This is a genomic window from Acinetobacter sp. ANC 3813, assembly GCF_002135435.1.
In the GTDB taxonomy this organism is placed as follows: domain Bacteria; phylum Pseudomonadota; class Gammaproteobacteria; order Pseudomonadales; family Moraxellaceae; genus Acinetobacter.
The window spans coordinates 20,926-37,979 of sequence record NZ_NEGK01000004.1 but is presented as its reverse complement, the minus strand read 5'-3'; the positions used below and the strand labels follow the sequence as shown (position 1 = coordinate 37,979).

Below are 17,054 nucleotides of genomic sequence, written 5' to 3'. Positions count from 1 at the left end.
GCTTTAATGTGTTTAATTGAATGCAAAAGCATTAATCATCGGTAATCATGCTGTGCTTTTTAGTATCACGCATAAAGACGTAAGTAATCAGTGACAAGCCAATCATGAAAGTAATGTAGTAGAAGAAGTAATTTTCATGACCTGCATTTTTAAAGCTGAGCGCAACCAGTTCTGCAGTACCGCCAAAAACAGTATTGGCAATGGCATAAGGCAGGGCAACACCTAAAGCGCGGATATGCGGCGGGAACAGTTCTGCTTTGACTACGGCGTTAATTGCGGTATAGCCTGTCACAATGACCATGGCGCTCATGCACAGGAAGAATGCTGTCATTGCATCTGTCGTGCCGCCAAGCGCATTAAAGATCGGCACTGTAAACAGTACACCCAGTACACCAAAGGCAATCATAATCGGCTTGCGGCCAACCTTATCAGACAGCGCGCCGACCGCAGGCTGGATCAGCATGAAGATGAAAATTGCCGCTGTGGTAATTTCAGTTGCAGTGGTTTTTTCAAAGCCTGAAGTATTGACCAGATATTTTTGCAAATACGTGGTGAAAGTGTTGAATGCCAATGTACCGCCGGCAGTCAGCATAATCACTGTAAATGCTTGTTTGGGATATTGGGTAAACAATGCCAAAGCGCCAGATTTTGGACCGCCATTTTTGGCTTGTTCTTGCGCTTGCTTAGATGATTGAGTTTCCACCAAGCCGCGGCGAATCCAGAACACCACAACGGCCAGCAATGCGCCAATAAAGAAGGGAATACGCCAGCCCCATTCGCTTAATGCAGTTTCGTCTAAGTTGCGCTGTAAAATGATCAGGACGCAAAGCGCAAGCAATTGACCTGAGATGAGGGTGACATATTGGAAGCTGGAAAAGAAGCCGCGATGGTTTTTACCTGCCATTTCTGTCAAGTAGGTCGCGCTAGAACCGTATTCACCGCCCACACTTAAACCTTGAATCAAACGGGCAAGCAGTAAAATTGCAGGGGCAAGCATGCCTACAGAATCATAAGTCGGTGCGCAGGCAATCATCAGTGAGCCGACACACATCAGGGATACTGAAACGGTTAAGCCTGCTTTACGGCCTTTACGGTCGGCGTATATGCCCATAACCCATGCGCCAATCGGGCGCATTAAGAAGCCCAGTGCAAATACAGCAGCCGCTTGCAGCAGCTTTACAGTGCTGTCGCCTTCTGGGAAGAATTGCGGGGCAAAATACAAGGTGAACGCGGCATAAACATACCAGTCATACCATTCGACAAGGTTGCCTGCAGAGCCGCCTAGGATGGATTTGACACGAGTTTTTCTATCAAGCTGCTCAGGCGCGGCTTGAGTGGGAGTATTTGACACATCATTCTCCATGGAATGAATGAGGCAAAACATATCCATTTAAGTTCTGGAAGAAAACTTAAATACATATATTTTGTCGAAATGGGAATTTAAAAGGTATTTATTTTATTTATACTCTTCTTAGGTAAGAAAATCATGAGACTTTAGTCTTAAAGCTGTTTTGATTTTAATCAACTGTTTGGTTTTTATTGTTGGAATCATCACATAATAAAAAGCCTCTCCAGTGAGAGGCTTTTAGGTTGTTGCTGTGGTTTAATGTTCTTGGATTTTTGAGTGATGCTTGGTGTCTTTCATAAAAATATAGACCAATAGTGAGATGAAAATCATGATGGTCACATAGACAAAGAACCATGACTCATGGCCTGCCTCTTTAAAACTCAAGGCAAAAAACTCTGCGGTTCCGCCAAAAATAGTATTGGCCAGCGCATAAGGCAGGGCCACACCCAAAGCTCGGATATGCGCAGGGAACATTTCAGCTTTTACCACCGCATTGATAGATGTATAGCCTGTCACGATAATTAATCCAGCCAAACACAGCCAGAACGCAGTCCAGTAGTTTTGCGTTTGCGCTAAGGCATCGAACAGCACATAAGTAAACAGGACGCCAAGTACACCAAAGGCAATCATAATTGGTTTACGGCCTATTCTGTCGGACAATGCGCCGGCAGCGGGCTGTAAGCACATGAAAATAAACAAGGCCAAGGTAGTGATTTGCGTGGCTGCGGGTTTGCTGAAGCCAGAGGTATTGACTAAGAATTTTTGCAGATAAGTGGTGTAAGTATAGAATGCTAAAGTACCGCCTGCAGTTAAGAATAATACGGTAAACGCTTCTTTGGGGTAGTGTTTGAATAGTGCAAACAAGCCGGATTCAGGCTTTGATTTATCTTTCTGCGCATTTTTAAAGGACTGGGTTTCCATCAGGCCGCGCCGAATATAGAAAACTACAATGGCTAAACATGCGCCAATAAAGAAGGGAATACGCCAGCCCCACTCATGCAGCTGTTCTTCGGTCAGTACAACTTGCAGAATGAGCAAGACACACAAAGCGGTCAATTGCCCTGCAATAAGCGTGACATACTGAAAGCTGGAAAAGAACCCGCGCCGGTCGCGTTCAGCCATCTCGCTTAAATATGTGGCGCTGGCGCCATATTCACCGCCCACACTCAGGCCTTGAATCAATCGGGCAACCACCAAAATGAGCGGGGCAAAAACACCAATCTGATCATGGGTAGGGGAAACAGCAATCATTAATGAGCCAATGCACATTAAGGTGACAGACAGCGTCAGTCCTGACTTGCGGCCTTTTCGGTCCGAGTAGACGCCCATAATCCAAGCGCCAATCGGCCGCATTAAAAAACCAACCGCAAAGATGGCCGCCGCCTGCAGCAGCTGTGCAGTTTGACTGCCTTTGGGGAAAAATGCGTGGGCAAAATATAGGGTAAATGCAGCGTATACATACCAGTCGTACCATTCGACTAAATTGCCTGCAGAACCGCCAAGAATGGATTTAACCCGTGTTTTTGTGTCTAAGTTCGATTGAACTACCGTTTCTTCAGTCATTGTGAAATCCATTTTTTATTCTGTTTCTTTATCTTATGCCTTCAGTTTGAATGAAATGTAAACAAAATAAACATTTTGTATGTTAAATGTACTATGTGTATTTGCTGTCATGCAGATAGGTTGAAATAAGGAAAAAATCAAATTTGGATGCTGCAGTTAACAGAATTTATAGTTTGATTGCTGGGTTTTTGCTATGTTTAAGCAAAGACGATAAAAGGGTGCTCTAAGGCAAATGATGAGTTAACAATAATAAAGTGCAGAGTGATGGAGGCGCATATGAATGATAATTACGAATACCTCTATGATATTGCAGTCATTGGCGGAGGCATTAATGGCGCGGGTATCGCGGCGGATGCTGCAGGACGCGGGCTATCGGTATTTTTATGTGAGAAAGATGATCTGGCGTCGCATACATCTTCCGCCAGTTCAAAATTGATCCATGGCGGTTTGCGCTATTTGGAGCACAAAGAATTCCGCCTCGTGAGAGAGGCTTTAGCGGAGCGGGAAGTCCTGCTAAAAAAAGCGCCTCATATTATTCGTCCATTACGCTTTATTATGCCGCATCAGCCGCATTTGCGGCCTGCTTGGCTGATTCGCACAGGATTATTTTTCTACGATCATTTGGGTAAGCGGGAAACTTTGGCAGGATCAAATTCGGTTCAGTTTCCGCTTGCAAACAGTCCGCTTAAAGCAGAGATGACACGGGGTTTTGAATATTCAGACTGTGCTGTGGATGATGCGCGGCTGGTGGTGCTCAATGCGATGCAGGCGCAGGAGAAGGGAGCGAAAATTGTCACGCAAACCCGCTGTGTCGGGGCGCATAGGGTGTTTCAAGATACAGAAGATCAAAGCTGCTGGCGGGTGGAGCTGGAAAATGAGCAGGGCGCATATCAAATTTATGCGAAAGTATTGGTCAATGCTGCAGGCCCTTGGGTCGCGCAGTTTATTCAGCAGGATCTGCAGCTTAAAGCGCCTTATGGTGTCCGCTTGATTCAAGGCAGCCATATCATTGTGCCTAAACTGTATGACGGCGATAAAGCCTTTATTATGCAAAATGATGATCAGCGCATTGTTTTTGCTATTCCGTATCTCGATCTTTACACCTTGATTGGCACCACGGATCAGGAGTTTCATGGCGATCCTGATCAAGTGGATATTACAGAATTGGAAATGGCATATTTGCTGGATGTTTCCAATGATCATTTTAAAACCCAATTAACTGCTCAGGATGTGATTAGCACCTATTCAGGTGTGCGCCCATTGTGTGATGATGAGTCGGATAATCCTTCTGCGGTGACGCGCGATTACACGCTGGCATTGACGGATGAGCAGGAAAGTGCACCTTTGCTTTCTGTATTTGGCGGCAAGTTGACCACTTACCGAAAGTTGGCTGAGTCTGCTATGGCGCAGCTAAAAGCATTTTTTCCTGCAATGCAGAAACCGTGGACAGATAAGGCTTTATTGCCGGGCGCAGAAAATCTGACAACGGTGGAAGAATTGGCTGAGCAGATTCAGGAGAAGGTAAGCGGTATAGATCAGCCGCTGGCGCTGCGCTGGGCACATGCGTACGGTACGCGGGTTTGGTTATGGCTGCAGCAGGTTTCCTCAATTCACGAGCTGGGGCAGCATTTAGGCCATGACCTATATGCACAAGAAGTTGATTATTTGGTGGAGCGGGAGTGGGCTGTCAATGCGGAAGATATTTTGCGGCGCCGTACTAAACTGTATTTGCAATTTACAGAAGATGAAAAGGCAGAGTTGGAGAATTATCTTATTGCCTTGCATCAGCGCCGTGCACAAGGTGATGCGGCCTAGTTCGGGCAGCTGTTTATTATAAAAAAAGCCGCAGATGCGGCTTTTTTTAAAGCTGAAGCTGAAGATATTAGATTTCTACGCCGCCAATTTTTTTGCAGTCAACCGGTGTGTTCCATTTGACTGCAGTGCCCCAAACCACTGGACGGACAACACGCCAAGGCCAAAATCCAAAACGCTGGCTGGCATGGTAATTAATCACGACATTGCCGCCGACTTGATGCGCACGTTCAACAAAACGCGGATAAACTTCCACCACGCTGCCATAAGTGCCTTTAGCCGCTTTAATGTGCTTTTTGATTTGATATTGACTAGAATCTGGAATCCCTTCAATTACACAAACCTTTAATTTAGGTTGTGCAGTTACTTGATTAGCTTCTACTTGCTGATTGGCAGCTGCAATGCTTGTTGCGCCGAGTAATAGAATAGATGCGCCAAGAATTTTAAGCATTTGAATTCCCCCTTAAATTCAACGTTTTGGTTGTAAATTTCAACTTGCAAAAATTGCAAAGTTGAAAAAAAGACCGCATTGAGCGGTCTTTTTAATCTCCCTTAATCCCTCTTTTTTATAGAGGGAAATTAAAGGTCAATTAAGCAGATTGTACAGCAGCAATCAATTCTGCTTGACGCGCTTTTAACGCTTCAGGCATACGATCACCTAATTTTTCGAACAATTCAGTGTGGCTTTTAAGCTCTTTGATCCACTGGTCTTTGTCTTGTGAAGTCACAAGATCAAATTGTTCTTTAGTGAAGTCAGAACCCGTCCAGTTTAGCTGTTCGTAAGTAGGAACTAAGCCAATTGGCGTTTCAACAGCAGTTGCACGGCCTTCACAACGGTCAATGATCCACTCAAGAACACGCATGTTTTGACCGAAACCAGGCCATACGAAGTTGCCTTCAGCATCACGGCGGAACCAGTTCACGTTGTAGATACCAGGAAGCTTGTTGCCAGCCGCCGCAGCTTTAGCACCAACTTGCTCGCCCATTTCTAACCAATGCGTGAAGTAGTCAGCCATGTTATAGCCCGCGAAAGGAAGCATCGCGAATGGGTCACGACGAACAACACCTTGTTGGCCAACAGCAGCGGCAGTTGTTTCAGAGCCCATAGTCGCAGCTTTGTAGACACCGTCAACCCAGTCAAATGCTTCTGAAATTAGAGGAACTGTATCTGCACGACGACCACCGAAGATGAACGCAGAAATTGGAACGCCCGCTGGATTTTCCCAGTCAGCATCAATTGAAGGGCATTGACCTGCAGATACTGTGAAGCGAGCATTTGGATGCGCAGCTTTTTCTTCGCCAGTGTGAGGTTGGCCTTTCCAGTTGGTCAGGTTAGCAGGTACTTCTTTAGAAAGACCTTCCCACCAAACTTCACCGTTGTCAGTTACAGCAACGTTTGTATAGATCACATCTTTAGTCAATGTTGCCATACAGTTCGGGTTAGTCTTGGTATTTGTACCAGGCGCTACACCGAAGAAACCAGCTTCAGGGTTGATTGCGTATAAGCGACCGTCTTCACCTGGTTTGATCCAAGCAATATCGTCACCTACAGTTTCAATCTTCCAGCCTTCGTAGCCCGCTGGTGGAATCAACATTGCGAAGTTTGTTTTACCGCATGCAGAAGGGAATGCCGCTGCGATGTAGTGTTTTTCGCCTTGTGGGTTTGTCACACCAAGGATGAGCATGTGTTCTGCTAACCAACCTTGTTGACGCCCCATGTAAGAAGCAATACGTAAAGCTAGGCATTTTTTACCTAACAATGCGTTACCGCCGTAACCAGAACCGAATGACCAGATTTCACGCGTTTCAGGGTAGTGAACAATCCATTTGTCAGGGTTGCAAGGCCATGCAACGTCTTTTTGACCTGCTTCAAGCGGAGCGCCTACAGTGTGTACGCAAGGAACGTATTCACCGTCAGTACCCAATACGTCATAAACAGCTTTACCCATACGAGCCATTTTAGACATGCTTACTGCTACGTAAGGAGAGTCAGTTAATTCGATACCAATGTGCGCAATATGTGAACCTAAAGGACCCATAGAGAAAGGAACAACGTACAAAGTACGACCTTTCATGCAACCGTCAAACAAACCGTTTAAGCGAGCACGCATTTCAGCTGGAGCTTCCCAGTTGTTTGTCGCGCCAGCATCTTCTTTGTTCTCTGAACAAATATATGTACGACCTTCAACACGAGCAACGTCAGAAGGATCAGAATTTGCAAGGTAAGAACCAGGATGTTTTTCTTGGTTAAGCGCTTGCATAGTGCCGTTAGCGATCATCAAGTCGATATAACGTTGATTTTCTTCTTCGCTGCCGTCACACCATTCAATTTTCGCTGGTTTCGTTAATTTTGCAATTTCTTCAACCCAGGCAATTAGCTTAGGATGACGAACGAATTCTGGTGCGTTCACTTGGGTCATGGTGAGGCCTATCTCAAATATGTACAAACTGTACAAAGTATAATCTGAGCAACGGGGTACATTGATCAGATGAAATATGAAAAAAAGTGGCGCTATTAAAGCATATTTTCATAAAAAAAATAAGACTAAAGATGCAGGAAGTTTTATTTGGTTACTTAGGATGTTTATTAATTAACTTCATTAAAAACATTGAGATATGCGGATTTTGTCTAAAAAATGTATCTATTTATATATTTTATGGGTGTTATTTATTTTATTAATTATTTTAAAAAACAGTTATTTAGTCTTATTTTTTACATGAGAATTATTATTGATTAAATAAATGGTGATCATTTGAATTTTACATAAAGGAACTGTTAATTGGCGATAAATTCGACAAAATTAGAATAATTGCTTTAAAAATGCATAAAAAATGTCAAATCAAACGCAGCCGTTGTCGATTATCTATAATCAAAAATCAGGTTTTCATGCGACTCATAAAGATGATGTTTATGAAGAGCTTATTCGGCTATTTACTGCGCAGGGCTTTGAAATTCAGTCATTTGAAATGGGACATTTCTCGGAATTTGATGTGCTGATGCAGCAAGTCATGCAAAGGCATAAAAACGCTGAAAATTTAGGCATTGTTGTGGCGGCAGGTGGAGACGGCACACTGAATGCGGTTGCAGGCTATTTAATGAGTACGCAGGTGCCGATGGGTATTTTACCCTTGGGTACATTCAATTATGTGGCGCGGGTTTTAAATATTCCGCTCGACCTTTTGGAGGCGGCTCAAGTTATTGCAAATGGCGCGGAGCGCTTAGTTCACACGGCCCTGATTAATGATCAGGTTTATTTAAATAATGCCAGTTTGGGGCTATATCCGCTTTTTATTCAAAAGCGTGAAAAATATAACCGTCATTTAGGGCGCTTTCCTTTAAATGCCTATACTTCTGGTTTAGATGTGCTGCTGCGTGACCGCAAAGAGCTGAAATTGCAGATCGAGGTGGATGGTGTGACCTATCCAGTGAAAACACCGCTGATCTTTTTTGGCAATAATCAGCTGCAGCTGGCGGATTTAAATCTGCAAATTGCAGAATGCGCCGCACGAGGCAGGGTTGCGGGCGTAGTTGTGGCCAAAAGCGATAAAATGACTTTGCTCAAAATGCTTTGGCAGCTGGTCAAAGGCAATATTGAAAAAGCGCCGGATGTGTATAGCTTTGATGCAGATGAAGTCATTATTCATGCGTCAGCCAAAAAGCTGACTGTGGCAGTCGATGGTGAAATTGTGGAATTACGTCCGCCGCTGCATATCCGTGTCAAAAAAAATGCTTTAAAAGTGAAGGTGCCCCATGCTTCTGCATCTATCTGATTTACACTTTGGCACAGAGCGGCAGGGCTGTATCAGCGCTATACAGCAGTTTTGCCGTGAGCATCAGCCAGAAGCCGCAGTAATTAGCGGTGATTTAACTCAGCGGGCGCGTTATCGGCAGTTTTTGGCCTGCAGGCATTTTTTAGACAGTCTGGATTTGCCGTATTTGGTTGTGCCGGGCAACCATGATATTCCGCTGTATCATGTTTGGAACCGTATTTTCAGTCCTTTTGCGCGCTATCAGCTGTTTTTTGGACATACAGAAACAGTGCTGGAGACAGAGCATTTTTATATTTTAGGCCTAAACAGCATCCGCCGCCGTTACCATACCCGCGGGCATATTTCTTTAGAGCAAATTCATGAGACAGATGAAAAGCTGCTTCAGGCGCCTAAGCATAAGCTGAAAATTATTGCTGCGCACCAGCCATTTTACACCCCCCCAGATGATCCGCATGGCGTGAATGATTGCCCAATCTTGGGACGCATGGCTTTAGAAACTTGGAGTAAAAGAGGTTTATATGCTTTGCTGCATGGCCATTTGCATCAATCTGCTGTGTATGATCTGAATCAGATTTATCATTTAGGCGCGCAGCATCCTGTGCTGGATATTCATGCAGGAACGGCAATATCTTATAGGTTGCATGCGGGCTTGCCCAATAGTTTCAACACGATAGATCCTGCTGGCGACGTCGAGCATTATCTTTTTGATCAGGCGCAGCAGCGGTTTGTAACATCCAGGCGGCAGTTCTGAATTTTTACTCAGCCGCGCATGTGGAAATTGAATAAAAAGAAGACGAAATAAAAAATATTTTTACTTTTACCCTTGAAGCCCATGTTTCCATCCCCACAAAAGTGTCATATCAAAAAATTGTCGATGACCTAGGAATAAGAAGTCATCTTCACATCGTAATCAATGACATTATACAAATGTCTATGGAGCTAGAAATGAGCAAGATTCGTCCTTTACATGACAACGTAGTAATCCGCCGTGTAGAAAAGGAAACTAAAACTGCAGGTGGTTTAATCTTGAGTACTTCTGCTGCTGAACAGCCAGCTCAAGGTGAAATCATTGCAGTAGGCAACGGTAAAGTGACTGACAATGGCGTTCGCGCTTTAGACGTTAAAGTAGGCGACAATGTACTGTTTGGCGCATATGCAGGGACTAAAGTGAAAGTAGAAGGCGAAGAGCTTCTAGTCATGAAAGAATCTGATATTTTAGCGGTTCTTGAAGGTTAATTCAGAGCAGCGATCTGATTTAGAACTTGCTATTAACGCAATATAATTGATTAAAATTTAAGAATATTTGGAGTTTAGAATGTCAGCTAAAGACGTAAAATTCGGTGATTCAGCGCGTTCAAAAATGATCGCGGGCGTAAACGTACTTGCCGATGCAGTAAAAGTGACTTTAGGTCCTAAAGGCCGTAACGTTGTAATTGACCGTTCTTTCGGTGCACCGCACATCACTAAAGATGGTGTAACTGTTGCGAAAGAAATTTCTCTAAAAGACAAATTTGAAAACATGGGCGCTCAGCTGGTTCGTGAAGTATCTTCAAAAACCAATGACATCGCGGGTGACGGTACAACAACTGCAACTGTATTGGCTCAAGCAATTCTAAACGAAGGCATCAAGTCAGTGACTGCGGGTATGAACCCAATGGACTTGAAACGCGGTATCGATCTTGCTGTGAAAGCATTAGTTGCAGAAATCAAAGCAACTGCAAAACCAGCATCTGATACGAAAGCAATTGAACAAGTCGGTTCAATTTCTGCAAACTCTGATGAAACTGTCGGCAAGCTGATTGCGCAAGCAATGGAAAAAGTGGGCAAAGAAGGTGTCATCACTGTTGAAGAAGGTTCAGGCTTTGAAGATGCTTTGGACGTAGTAGAAGGTATGCAGTTTGACCGCGGCTATATCTCTCCATATTTCGCAAACAAGCAAGACACATTGACTGCGGAACTTGAAAACCCATTCGTTCTTCTCGTTGATAAAAAAATCAGCAACATCCGTGAATTAATTGCTGTGCTTGAAGCTGTAGCTAAAACAGGCAAGCCGCTTTTAATCATCGCAGAAGATGTTGAAGGCGAAGCGCTGGCTACGCTTGTAGTGAACAACATGCGCGGTATTATCAAAGTATGTGCTGTTAAAGCGCCTGGCTTTGGTGACCGCCGTAAAGCAATGCTTCAAGATATCGCTATTTTGACTGGCGCAACTGTGATTTCTGAAGAAGTCGGCATGACTTTAGAACAGGCTTCACTTCAAGATTTAGGTACTGCGCACAAAATCACTGTGTCTAAAGAAAATACTGTAATTGTTGACGGTGCAGGCGATGCAGCTCAAATTGCTGAGCGCGTCACTCAAATCCGTGCGCAAATTGAAGAATCAACTTCAGAATATGACAAAGAAAAACTTCAAGAACGCGTAGCTAAATTGGCTGGCGGTGTTGCAGTAATCAAAATTGGCGCAGCAACTGAAGTTGAAATGAAAGAGAAGAAAGACCGTGTTGATGATGCGCTTCATGCGACTCGCGCTGCGGTTGAAGAAGGTGTAGTAGCGGGCGGTGGTGTTGCGCTTGTGCGTGCTGCAGCTGCGCTTGATGGCGTAAATGGTGCTAATGATGACCAAAACGTGGGTATCAACATCCTTCGCCGCGCGATCGAAGCGCCGCTTCGTCAAATCGTTGCCAATGCAGGGGATGAGCCATCTGTTGTAATCAATGCAGTTAAAAATGGCGAAGGAAACTTCGGCTATAACGCTGCAACTTCTACTTACGGCGACATGCTGGAAATGGGTATTCTTGATCCTGCAAAAGTAACACGTTCTGCTCTTGAGCATGCAGCATCTGTTGCTGGCTTAATGCTGACGACTGAATGTATGATTACAGACATTCCAGAAGACAAACCAGCAATGCCTGATATGGGCGGCATGGGCGGTATGGGCGGTATGATGTAATTCATACTGATCATCCGATCTGAAAAATCCCCGCTTATTGCGGGGATTTTTTTATCTTAATTATTTAATAAATCATGTATTTTTGACTTTAGTAAAATTAAATATATCATTAAGCTTTACTTAACAATATGCTGGGGACATTCGATGATTCCAGAAATTGAAAATGGAATAATTGGGGCAATTTATGATGCGGGCTTGGATGCTTCGCTGTGGCCTGGGGTGATAGGCCAAATTGTTGATTATACACGCAGTAAAACAGCAATTTTAACAGCAATGGATCAGCTGAATCCGAATTATGATTTTTTGCATACTTGGAATATTTCTCAAGCGGGGGTAGATGCATATCAAAAAGAGCAAATGAAGCTCATGGATATGAAATTTCATTTGCCGATGTGGACACATGTTGCTGTGGGTGAAGCCATACAGCAGGATTTGAGCAGCTATGCGGCGCTGCTGAATCACGATGAAGCCATTTTTTATGAGCAGTGTTTAAAGACCACAGGCATTTGTTATATTGCAGGTGTGCTGTTGGATCAAGGCGAGTACCGTTGGGCAGTACTCGGGGTGCATCGTTCACCAGATGAGCCTGCTTTTCAGCAGGAAGAATTAGACTTTTTACAGCGCATAGGCGTGCATATACGCAGGGCGCTGCAAATTCATAAGCAATTGTGTTTTGCCCGAGCTGAGCATCAGAATCTATTTAAAATGCTGGATGTCATTAAAGTTGGCATTGTATTGGTAGATGATTGCCGGCGATTCTATTATGCAAATCAGCGCGCTCAGCAAATGCTGGAGTACAGTAAAATTTTTGAGTTTGATGCGCAGAATAAAATTTATCCCGCTAAGCAGTTTCAAAAAAAGTTTGATCAGATGATTCATACGGCCAAAATGGATGCGAATACGCAGTATAAGGACATTGGCGGTGTGATTGCGCTGGAAAATGAGCAGGGGCAGCAGTTTATGGTTACGGTCATTCCTTTTAGCAGCGTGAACAGCTTGGCGTATTTGGCCGATCAGAATCAAAATTATGTGGTGTTGGCCATTTCAGATATAGAACAGCGCTATACGCTGGCAACCTCATTTTTGAAAGAGCATTATGGGCTGTCGGTGCGCGAGTGTGAAATTTGTGAGATGTTTGTGAATGGCTGGAATTTGGAAAAAATTGCTCTGCAAAGCAGCTTGTCTATTAATTCAGTCCGCACCTATGTCAAAAATATATATGCCAAAATGCAGTGTAATTCACAGGCAGAATTGCTGTATCGGCTAATGGGGATGACCATCTGTTTTGAACATATTTATTGATGATAAAAAATGAATGGCTCAAATAAAAAAGGCCTTGCCGTTATGGGCAAGGCCAAATGCGAGCAAATTTTAAAAACCAGATTGAAAATTTTGAAATTAAAAACGGGTGAAGCTGACAGGGTCTTCATCTTGATACTGAACCACTGCGCTTAGTCCTTCTAGCGTGTAACTAAATTGATCAAGGTCGGGCGGAGAGTAAGACGAATCGACCAGTCCAGAACATCCATTGGTATCATATTGGAAGCTTGTAGGTCTCAGCACACCGTTTGCAGCGCTATAGGCGCCTGATTCAATGCCGGCAGATCCGCAGTCATTTGCTGTAGTTTCAATGAAAATATACGAACCATCATTAAAGAATGTTGCAAGCTGGTTGTCTGATTTCCACGTGCCGACAAGACTGTTTGCAATATTGGCAACGCGGTTAAAGGTATAGCTCGTATTGCCTTCTTTATAGACCAATGTGTTGGCGGCTGCACCATAGTTCAGGCTGGTTGCTGCAGACGGATTGGAGAAGCCCCATTCTCCATTGGTGTCAATTTGGAAATCTTGGAAGCGGCTTAGTTCTGCGCTGACGGGGTTCCATTTTAACTCTCCGACTTCAATTCCAGATGAGCCAGCGCTATCCTGCGGGCCCACTTGGCCAAAAATAAAATTAAAGCGTTTTTCACTGCCAGCGCCTGAGGTTATCCCATCAATGTAAAGCACCACTTTCGTGTTTTGGGCCTTATCTTCCATGACCCAAGTGCCGGCATTGTCTTCAATGAAGCTGTCGAAAAAGTTTTCCTTCGCTTGTTCAGCGTTAATTAAAGTGCTGTTTGTGCTTTGTAAAACTTGCAGCAAGGTTTGGTCTTGTTCAAATGAAATGCTCGGCAAGCTGAGGTTGATGGTTTTATCTTTAAGCGCCGCAATTGCAGTATCGCTGATGCTGATGCCATTGCTGAGGTCTTGATCAGAATCTAAAGATTGAAGCAAAATCAGCAGATTGGTTCGGAAATTTTCATCTTCAGAAAGCTGAATTGGTGTGATATATGCTTGTGCATCCGTTTTTTCAAGCAGAATATCACCTAAGTAAAAACTGATTTTATCGCCTCCTTGGTATTTAAATTCCCCCTTAGTGTTGGTGCTACCTTTTACACCGCTAGAGGTTTCGTAGCGAATGTTACCAATGGGGCTATCGGTTAAAATGCCTGTTTTTAAATTATCCGCAGGCACTGTGCTTCCGCCATTAGACGATGAGTTGCTGGATGAGGAGCTGTTGTCAGAAGATCCGCCTCCGCAGGCAGTTAAGAAGTAGACGATGCTCATTGCGATAAATGTCTTTTTCATAATTTTCCCCTTGTTATTATCATGGCTTAGCAGGATTTTATGGGGAGTTTTAAGCTGCGGCATATCCTCAAATGAGGAGGAGTAGGTTTAATTATTTGTAACTGATGGCGCAAAGCGCCAAATGCCCAAATCGTCCAATATATAGATCTGAGTTGAGCGTTTGGCTAGCAGTTTAATAAAGGATACAGCAGCTTAATGATTTTCTTTGGTCAGTTTATAATTCAGCTTGCTGTCAATTGCTTCACCCGTTTGAATATCCCGCGCTTCTGCAAAATTTTCACCGATAAAGAATTTACGTTGTTGATCAGCTTTGCCTAAAGTAATGATGGAGGGATTTTTACTGTCAAAACTGAAAGATCCTTCAGTTTTAAATTCGTTGCCGTCACCTTTGCCTAAATACTTTTCTTTAAGTTCATAGGTTTTATCAGCCTTTAATTCGAGCTCCATTTGAATACCTTCACAATCTGCACAAGGAAAAATCCCTTTATATTCACCCGCCCAGTCCAGCGACGTTTCTGCAGTATCATTTAATGATGGCGCTGTATTATTTTCTGAAGCGTTGGCTTCTGAAGGTGTTTGTGCGCTGTTCGCACCCGTATTTTGCCCTTCTGCGCTTGAGTTGGGTTTCGAGCAGGCTGTGAATATCAGTGCACTTGATAATGCCAGTAAAATCATTTTATTCATGAGAATATTCCATTTTTTATAATCAATCTTTCTAATTTAAACAGCTGCTGCCGCAAGAAAAGTGCTTTCTTGTAAGCCTATGTCAAGATATGAAAATCTAATCTGGTTTTTTAGCGCATAATTCATTCAAGTTTCGAAATCAATACGGCGATAATACATAGACTTAAATGCATTAATTGGTTAATAAGTGATCTTTTTAAGCTGTTTTAATTATCAATAGCCGTTAGAATCTGCGCCTTATTTATGAGTGTATGGGGCCAAGCGTGTTTGAGAAATTTGCAGAAAAAAGTCTGAATATGCTGGGCTGGGAAATTGATAACCATTGGCCTTTAGACTTAGCGCAGTGTGTGATGATAGCCGCGCCGCATACCAGCAATTGGGATGCGCTGTATGCGCGTTTAGCATTAAAAGCCCTAGGGGTGAATGTTCGGATTACTATTAAAGACAGTTATATGAAACTGCCTTTTGGCCCCTTTGTCCGAGCTATGGGCGGAATTGGCATTGACCGCAGCCCAAAAGCTGATGGGCAAGCGCGCCTGAGCATGGTAGAGGTGATGACCAATTTATTTAAAGAGCATGCGGAGCTGGTTATGCTGGTCACACCGGAAGGCACGCGCGCGAAGCAGGAAAAATGGAAAACGGGTTTTTACCATGTGGCATGCAATGCTGGTGTGCCGATTGCGCTGGCCTATATGGATTATGAAAAGAAAAAAACCGGTGTAGGAAAAATTGTCTATCCAACAGGGGATTATGAAAAAGATATGGCGGAGATTATGCAATTTTATGCGCAAATCAGCCCGAAATTCCCTGAAGATTTTAGCGTGGACAGCCGCTATTATTCCGTTGAATAAAATTTTAAGCCAAGTACAAAATACAAAAGCCGGAATCTAACCAGCTTTTTTTATGGGCGAATTTATGACTGTTCAGTGGTTTGAGAAATGCCGCCTAGGTTTTGGCACGCTTCTTTGTAGAGATGGTATTGCTGCTCTATCACGCTGCTGAGTGGAATGCTGAAAAGTTTATCGCCATCTTTATAGCTTTGAATATAGCTTTCGGCTTTTTGTCTTGAACTGCTTAAAGACTGTTCGTGATAGCTGGTAATGGGGCTATGCGCCATTTGTGAGCTTTCAATATTGCCGCATTGAAAATTTGCGAGTAGTTTTTCAGCTTTTTTTATATCGCGGGAAGAGCTTGTCGAGCAGCCAGCCAAGAGAATGATCAAGGCAAATATGGCAAGCGGTTTCATAATTTTAATTTATTGAGTGTTGGGTGGCATATTGTATAAATTTTTGTGATTAATATTGGAATATTCCAGTATTATTTGGTTGTATTTTAATCTGTTGTGGTGCTTTTTACTGTAGATTGTCCCAATTTAAAAAATGTGTTTGACGTCTGTGTTCAATTGCTTAGCGCATTTGAAGAAGGACAGTCAGCATGAGAAAACAGCCTGAAGCAAAGAGCAGGCCGAGCACTGTACGTTTAAACTGCTGCTCAGAAATTTTATAAAATAGTTTTGCGCCCAGCATTGCAGGCAGGCTTACGCTAAGTATTAAAACGGCCATATAAGGCAAATGCATGCTTTGAATTGTGCCTTGCAGCAGATAAGCAAGCAGTGCAAAAACCTGAATAGCAAAATTGAAATGTCTCAAAATATAGCGCTGTTCGGATTTCGACAGGTTTTTAAGCATGACCCACGCTGATGGCAAGGAGCCGCAGAATCCGCCTAACCCGCCTAAAATGCCGCCAATAAACCCTATGCTGCCGTCAGCTAATTTTCCAGATCGCTGAATGCTTTTTATTTTAGGATTTAGCAGCATGATTGGACACCAAATCACTAAAAATAGCCCCAATACCAATTTAAAGGTTTGCGGGTTGATCATTGTCAGTAAATATGTCCCAATCGGCACGCCGATGAGTCCCGCAAGGATATAAGGGAGCACCAGCTTTTTAGAGAAGCGGTGGCTTTGTTCATTAAAAATGGAAATGAGATGGCTCCAAATCGAAGCGAAAACCACCAAAGGCGCTGCCAGTTGCGGAGGCAATACCCAGACCCAAAAAGACATGGCAATGAGTGCAAATGCAAAGCCTGTTAGCCCCTGTACAAAGCCGGCCACAATTGCGCCGAAAATAAATAAAAGCCAAGTCATTTGATGCTATACGTCATTTGAAATTGTATCGAGCACAGAGTTTGTAGTGTAAGCCTGAAGTGAAGCTGGAATGAAATCATTCTTTTCACTATCTAATGCAGGTATTTGTACTTGAACATTGGGAAAATACAGCGCAGCCGAAATTGCTGCA

Annotated in this window: 15 protein-coding genes; 7 read left to right on the top strand and 8 right to left on the bottom strand. The window is 43.5% G+C overall.

What is annotated here, in order from left to right:
• Window positions 1-31: 31 nt before the first annotated feature.
• Complete coding sequence (locus tag B9T34_RS07175; RefSeq protein WP_171265159.1) at window positions 32-1,363, bottom strand: MFS transporter; 1,332 nt, start codon at window positions 1,361-1,363, stop codon at window positions 32-34.
• 240 nt (window positions 1,364-1,603) lie between these two features.
• Window positions 1,604-2,923, bottom strand: a complete 1,320-nt coding sequence (locus tag B9T34_RS07170) for an MFS transporter (protein WP_086212486.1) — start codon at window positions 2,921-2,923, stop codon at window positions 1,604-1,606.
• A 264-nt stretch (window positions 2,924-3,187) separates the two neighbouring features.
• On the opposite strand from B9T34_RS07170, the gene glpD reads away from it, so the two are divergent.
• Window positions 3,188-4,726, top strand: a complete 1,539-nt coding sequence (gene glpD / locus B9T34_RS07165; RefSeq protein WP_086212767.1) for a glycerol-3-phosphate dehydrogenase — start codon at window positions 3,188-3,190, stop codon at window positions 4,724-4,726.
• 67 nt (window positions 4,727-4,793) lie between these two features.
• On the opposite strand, the gene B9T34_RS07160 is transcribed toward glpD, so the two are convergent.
• On the bottom strand, window positions 4,794-5,174 hold the full coding sequence (locus tag B9T34_RS07160; RefSeq protein WP_086212485.1) for a hypothetical protein: 381 nt from the start codon (window positions 5,172-5,174) through the stop codon (window positions 4,794-4,796).
• A gap of 139 nt (window positions 5,175-5,313) precedes the next feature.
• Window positions 5,314-7,143: a phosphoenolpyruvate carboxykinase (GTP) gene (locus tag B9T34_RS07155; protein WP_086212484.1), complete on the bottom strand. Its 1,830-nt coding sequence runs from the start codon at window positions 7,141-7,143 to the stop codon at window positions 5,314-5,316.
• Between the two features lie 412 nt (window positions 7,144-7,555).
• Here B9T34_RS07155 and B9T34_RS07150 point away from each other — a divergent pair, with 412 nt between their 5' ends.
• From B9T34_RS07150 to B9T34_RS07130, 5 genes are all read left to right on the top strand, one after another.
• Window positions 7,556-8,494 carry a diacylglycerol/lipid kinase family protein gene (locus tag B9T34_RS07150; protein ID WP_086212483.1) on the top strand — a complete coding sequence of 313 codons (939 nt, stop codon included), beginning with the start codon at window positions 7,556-7,558 and terminating at the stop codon, window positions 8,492-8,494.
• Window positions 8,475-9,245, top strand: a complete 771-nt coding sequence (locus tag B9T34_RS07145; protein WP_086212482.1) for a metallophosphoesterase family protein — start codon at window positions 8,475-8,477, stop codon at window positions 9,243-9,245. The genes B9T34_RS07150 and B9T34_RS07145 overlap by 20 nt, the downstream gene beginning before the upstream one ends.
• Before the next feature lie 194 nt (window positions 9,246-9,439).
• Complete coding sequence (locus B9T34_RS07140; protein ID WP_005008328.1) at window positions 9,440-9,730, top strand: co-chaperone GroES; 291 nt, start codon at window positions 9,440-9,442, stop codon at window positions 9,728-9,730.
• A gap of 79 nt (window positions 9,731-9,809) precedes the next feature.
• Window positions 9,810-11,444, top strand: a complete 1,635-nt coding sequence (groL, locus tag B9T34_RS07135) for a chaperonin GroEL (protein ID WP_086212481.1) — start codon at window positions 9,810-9,812, stop codon at window positions 11,442-11,444.
• Between the two features lie 144 nt (window positions 11,445-11,588).
• Window positions 11,589-12,746, top strand: coding sequence for a helix-turn-helix transcriptional regulator (locus B9T34_RS07130; RefSeq protein WP_086212480.1), 1,158 nt, complete (start codon window positions 11,589-11,591; stop codon window positions 12,744-12,746).
• 96 nt (window positions 12,747-12,842) lie between these two features.
• On the opposite strand, the gene B9T34_RS07125 is transcribed toward B9T34_RS07130, so the two are convergent.
• Both B9T34_RS07125 and B9T34_RS07120 read right to left on the bottom strand, forming a co-directional pair.
• Window positions 12,843-14,072 (bottom strand): hypothetical protein, encoded by a 1,230-nt coding sequence (locus tag B9T34_RS07125; RefSeq protein ID WP_086212479.1) that lies wholly within the window; start codon window positions 14,070-14,072, stop codon window positions 12,843-12,845.
• Window positions 14,073-14,264: 192 nt separating this feature from the next.
• Window positions 14,265-14,756, bottom strand: a complete 492-nt coding sequence (locus tag B9T34_RS07120) for a copper resistance protein NlpE (protein WP_086212478.1) — start codon at window positions 14,754-14,756, stop codon at window positions 14,265-14,267.
• Between the two features lie 251 nt (window positions 14,757-15,007).
• Here B9T34_RS07120 and B9T34_RS07115 point away from each other — a divergent pair, with 251 nt between their 5' ends.
• The gene (locus tag B9T34_RS07115; protein WP_086212477.1) at window positions 15,008-15,607 is read left to right on the top strand and encodes a 1-acyl-sn-glycerol-3-phosphate acyltransferase; all 600 of its coding nucleotides are present in this window, start codon (window positions 15,008-15,010) and stop codon (window positions 15,605-15,607) included.
• A gap of 62 nt (window positions 15,608-15,669) precedes the next feature.
• Here the strand turns inward: B9T34_RS07115 and B9T34_RS19210 are convergent, their stop codons facing one another.
• Together B9T34_RS19210 and B9T34_RS07105 are read right to left on the bottom strand one after the other, a co-directional pair.
• Entirely contained in the window at window positions 15,670-15,873 is a 204-nt protein-coding gene (locus tag B9T34_RS19210; RefSeq protein ID WP_416202704.1) for a hypothetical protein, read from the bottom strand.
• 289 nt (window positions 15,874-16,162) lie between these two features.
• The gene (locus B9T34_RS07105) at window positions 16,163-16,903 is read right to left on the bottom strand and encodes a sulfite exporter TauE/SafE family protein (protein ID WP_086212475.1); all 741 of its coding nucleotides are present in this window, start codon (window positions 16,901-16,903) and stop codon (window positions 16,163-16,165) included.
• Between the last annotated feature and the right edge of the window lie 151 nt (window positions 16,904-17,054).